The sequence below is a fragment of the Pedobacter sp. genome (genome assembly GCF_035566355.1).
In the GTDB taxonomy this organism is placed as follows: domain Bacteria; phylum Bacteroidota; class Bacteroidia; order Sphingobacteriales; family Sphingobacteriaceae; genus Pedobacter.
This window is the reverse complement of sequence record NZ_DATMRL010000617.1, coordinates 1-4,896: the sequence shown is the minus strand read 5'-3', so window position 1 is coordinate 4,896 and position 4,896 is coordinate 1. Positions and strand designations below refer to the sequence as shown.

General features: G+C 38.8%; 4 protein-coding genes. 1 reads left to right on the top strand and 3 read right to left on the bottom strand.

Annotation, left to right across the window (positions count from 1 at the left end; genetic code table 11):
• Positions 1 to 1,995, bottom strand: a 1,995-nt coding sequence (locus tag VNZ46_RS24195) for a SusC/RagA family TonB-linked outer membrane protein (RefSeq protein WP_325563425.1), incomplete at its 3' end; no start/stop codon positions are given.
• 105 nt (positions 1,996 to 2,100) lie between these two features.
• Positions 2,101 to 3,324 carry a FecR family protein gene (locus tag VNZ46_RS24190; protein ID WP_325563423.1) on the bottom strand — a complete coding sequence of 408 codons (1,224 nt, stop codon included), beginning with the start codon at positions 3,322 to 3,324 and terminating at the stop codon, positions 2,101 to 2,103.
• A 191-nt stretch (positions 3,325 to 3,515) separates the two neighbouring features.
• Here VNZ46_RS24190 and VNZ46_RS24185 point away from each other — a divergent pair, with 191 nt between their 5' ends.
• Positions 3,516 to 4,127 carry an RNA polymerase sigma-70 factor gene (locus VNZ46_RS24185; protein WP_325563421.1) on the top strand — a complete coding sequence of 204 codons (612 nt, stop codon included), beginning with the start codon at positions 3,516 to 3,518 and terminating at the stop codon, positions 4,125 to 4,127.
• A 283-nt stretch (positions 4,128 to 4,410) separates the two neighbouring features.
• On the opposite strand, the gene VNZ46_RS24180 is transcribed toward VNZ46_RS24185, so the two are convergent.
• Positions 4,411 to 4,896, bottom strand: a 486-nt coding sequence (locus VNZ46_RS24180; RefSeq protein ID WP_325563419.1) for a glutathione peroxidase, incomplete at its 5' end; no start/stop codon positions are given.

Here is a 4,896-nt window from a genome sequence, read left to right as displayed (position 1 = left end):
AATCCCTTTTACATGCGTACTTGCAACCGTATAGGTATTGATGATATTTCTTGCCAGGTAAGTGTCTGGATTGTAATAATTTCTGGTCTTATCAAATTCCCGCTCTGTCATAAATTTAACGTCAGCGCTCACCCAGGATTTAAATTTATAATTTAAGCCAGCAGTTAATCTATAGGCCAGAGACCTGTAGGTATTATCCGCATTCGCCAGTTCATCAATATAATTGTACTTCCACGGAAGATATCCTTTGTTTTGGAGGGAATCCAGCGTTTGTACTTTAGCTTTGTAGGAAAAATTATTAGACATCCCATTTGCATTAACAATCTGATCATAAGGCAACAACGCAGTTGTTCCAGGCTGATTGGCACCTAATCCAATGCCATTATTTTTCTGTTTCAACAAGGTTACAAAGGTCTCGGCTGAAAACGTTAGCTTGGGTGTAATTTTAGTCTCATTGCTAAAATTGATAACCATTCTGCTTCCAAAATCACCTCTATTATTGGTACGTTCATCGGTATAAGAAGCGGAAAGGTAACTGCGGGTAACAGCGGAACCACCGCTGATATTTATGTTGTACTGCTGCGAAAATGGAGATTGTAAAAGATACCGCTGATACTGCTCATTCACATCAGTTTGACTTAATCGTTGTACCTGATCATTATATTGCTGCTGTGTAATAGAACCGCGTTTATATTTTAAATAAAGCTCTGCTCCAGTACTTAAGGGCAGTGGATAAAGAGAGAATGCAGACTTCTGTCCGGGTAATATATTTTTGTCTACCAGCTCTTTTTCCAGGTCTAAGTATTGCGCAGAATTGAGCACCTTTCTATAGTCCAGTCTCGGCCGGCCGATCAAAGTAAAAACACTGGAGAAATTAACTTGCGGACTGTTTGAAAAACTTCCCTTTTTAGATTCAATCACGATTACTCCATTCGCGGCCCTAACTCCCCATATACTTGCGGCAGCGGCATCTTTTAAAATGGTTATGCTTTCTATGTTATCCGGGTTGATGTTAACAAGATCAAGCTCTGTAGGAAAGCCGTCAAGGACGATCAAGGGTTTTTTTTCCGAATTAATGGTAGATGTGCCCCTAATCGTAAAATTATCCCTGTTTGGGCTAAGGCTTCTGTCTGGAGTTCCTACATTCACCAGCATTCCAGATGCTGATCCTTCCAGGCGTTCTAATAAACCAGGGGCTACCTTTTTACCAATTTGCTCTCCTGAGATCACATCGAATGCGCCTGTTGCCCTATCTTTAGGGATATTTTGATAACCTGTGCTATAAGTTACATTTACCTCCTGCAGGTCACTTTTAGCCACTTCCAGGATCACCTTCAATGGCATTTTTCGTCCCTTTACTGGAATCTCCTGGTGGTTATATCCTACATAGGAGATGACCAGCACAGCATCTTCATTGACGTCAGAAAATGTAAATACGCCGTCCGACCGGGTAATCACCGATTTCGAAGTCCCTTTTATTTTCACAGTAGCTCCCGGAATTACATTTGCTTCTTCATCAAAAACTTTCCCATACACATCAAAAGTCTGAAACCTGTCTACCAGCCGATCCAGGAAAGATTTCGGCTTTTCCCTAATCAACACAGATTTGTGGTCTATCGTATATTCAAGGGACTGGTTTTCAAACACCTTCCCCAACACTTCCCGGAGCTGCATATTTTTAACTTCAATGTTCACGGGCCTGGTGTTTTTTAAAATAGAACCCGTAACAATAAAATCATAACCACTTTGCTGACGGATCTTTTCAAAAACCTTCATCATCGGAGCGTTTTTTTCAGACAGGGTAATACTTTGTGCAAAAGACCCTGCACTGACCTGCATGATGGCTGTGATCAAAATAAGGGTGGTTAGCCGCATAATCAACAGTAATTTACTTACATACGCTGGTGGCGTACATATTTTTTGTTTGTAAAAATTGTACATTTGTTTGGTCTGGTTTATGCTAAGGCCTTCATTTTCGAAGATGGTACAGGCCATTAGCGGTTAGTTGATAGTTTTAAATTATGAAGTAGATCCAGATCTAAAAGTCATTCCGACGCCAATCGGAGTGGCTTTTTCTATTTGGATTACCCGGTAAGAAATCTATTTCGTTACAGTAACCCTCCTTCCTTCAACTTTAAAATGAACTGAATTAGAGTATTGAAGCATATGAAGTACCTGTTCTATTGGTTTAGTACTGGATGCTGTTCCGCTAAACTCTTCTGTCGAAACAGGCCCCTCATAAATGACGTCAATGTTGTACCAGCGAGAGAGCTTGCGCATTACGCTTATGATATTCTCCTTGTTAAACCTGAAATAGCCATTTTTCCAGGCCACTGATTCTTCCGTATCTACCTGATTTATGCTAAATGATTGTCCGGTAAGAACCGCCTGTTCTCCTGGTTTCAGAACCACTGAGGGCTGTTTAGATGATGAAATCCTGTGTTCTGACAAAATGCGAACTGAACCTTCTAACAGAGTTGTCCTTGTTATAGCTTCGTCTTCATAAGCACTGACATTAAAATGTGTCCCCAGCACTTTAATTTCTTGTTTATGGGTTTTTACAATGAAGGGATGCTCTTTATCTTTAGCCACCTCAAAATAAGCTTCTCCGGCTAATTTTACGCACCTCTCCTGTTGTTTAATGAAACTCACCGGATAAGTTATAGAAGATGCGGCATTTAACCATACCTTTGAGCCATCAGGTAAAATGATCTGATAATGTTCTCCCTTTGCAGTAGAAAGTGTATTCAGCTGATTGGAGGAACCCGTTTGTTCTCCCTTGACCTGATAAACAATTTCTCCTTCCGCTGTTTTTGAGATGACTACACCTGATTCTTGTCCAAGTTTACCTTTTAATGATTCAGACAAGATAATTTTCTGACCGCTGGCAAGGGTCAAAGTAGCTGTTGATTTGCCGGGTAAAATTTCCTTTGCATAGTTCCGGCTAACAATATTCTCAGAAATATTTCTCTTCAAGATGTAATATACCCCCCCGCCAAAAACAAGAAACAGTGTGGCAGCAATAGCCATACGATAAATTACTTCTTTGTGAAATAGGCTAATATTTCGTCTTTTTTTCTCCACCTGCTGACCCGACTCCCCTATCTTTTGCTCTATTTGATCAAATATCCGTAAGAGAGTGAGTTCTTCTTTTGAAGTAACCGGAGCATCTTCTTCCCTTAGCTCAAGTTCAGTACGGATCAATCCATATAACTCTTCCCGCTCGGCCGTCTCAAAATATTGAATAAGCCAATCCAACTCTCCAAGGGTAAGTTTATTTTTTATAAGCTTTTGGTATAAGATCAAAAGTTGTGGTCTGTTCACGAGTTCTTTTTATGGTTAATACGTTTGAAAAACCTCGACCAATTACAGCAAGAAATAAAATAAATTTATTGAGCTCAGTTCTTCAATGTTCAAGTTTTTTTTGAATACATTCGTGATCAGATAACTGATATTGACTTACCCAGGTCGGGTCATTTGTCTTTAATTTACGATTGATCTTATACCCAACGAAATTGAATAAACCAGCAATTCTTCTTATAGATGAAAACTCAATCCTGGCAAAATTAAAGGATGGAAATCAAGCTGCTTTTAAATATTTCTATGATAAGTATAGCCTGCAACTCTATAGAAAACTGGTTCAAATGGTACATGAAGAATCCATTGCAGAAGAACTCCTCCAGGATTTATTTGTCAAAATATGGGAAAAACGGAGCTTAGTAGATCCCCAGCAATCTTTTAAGGCTTACCTTTATAAAATTGCAGAAAGAATCGTTTACGATCATTTTAGGAAATTGACCCGCGAGGCACGACTGAAGGGAGAGTTTTCTGCTATAAGTTCTGAATTGTACAGTCATACTGAGGAGAACATATTCAAAAGAGAAGCTGAAGCAAAAATTCACGCTGCTATAGAGAAATTACCTCATCAGCAGAAACAAGTCTTTACACTCTGTAAAATAGAAGGTAAATCTTATGAAGAGGTAAGCAAAATACTTGGTATTTCTGTTGTAACGATCAATACCCACATCACCAGGGCTACAAAAACTATAAAAGCGCATTTAAAAAGTAATGACAGTATGGCTTATATACTCGCCTTATCTGCAGCAATCCACGCCTTGCCAAAGTAACATTAACTCTAGAATCCCATGTTCTTTAGGTGACCCAATAACCAGTTCCGGGACTTTATATCTTTCTATTAAAAAATTTCTGCAACGTCCTTCAAAAAAAACATTTCAATGAATAATCTATTCCATTTTTTTTCTACATTTGTACCGAGAGCGTTAATTTATGATACGGGGCCAGATCGCAAGATCTTGGCTCCGTTTTCATTTAGCCTCCTTTTTAAAAGAAATAGGGCACCCACTCTCATGGATACCCTGCTCTTATTTAGGTAATTAGACCGAAAATTGCTTAAAAATTCTTAGTGATTTGCGGATCTAATGGGGTAACTTTAGATCTGAAGCGATGTACCAGCTCCCCTTTTTCATTAATCAGGAATTTTTCAAAATTCCAATTGATGTCGCCAGTAAAATCAGGATTACTTTGAGTAGTTAAATACTGGAATAAAGGATTGATATCTGCCCCTTTAACACTTACTTTCTCGCTCAATAAAAATGTAACCCCAAAATTCTTTTTGCAGAAATCCTGGATAGCAGCGTTGGTGGCCAATTCCTGTCCTCCAAAATTTCCTGCCGGAAACCCAATCAGGACAACTTTATCTCCATATTCTTTATGCAATTTTTCCAGAGCTTCATATTGCGGTGTAAATCCACACTTGGAAGCTGTGTTTACAATCAGAATTTTTTTGCCCTTAAACTTAGACAGTTTAACCTCTTTCCCATCGATAGTTTTAATGGTAAAATCATACACACTCTTAGGTGGTGTAAAAAACAGACT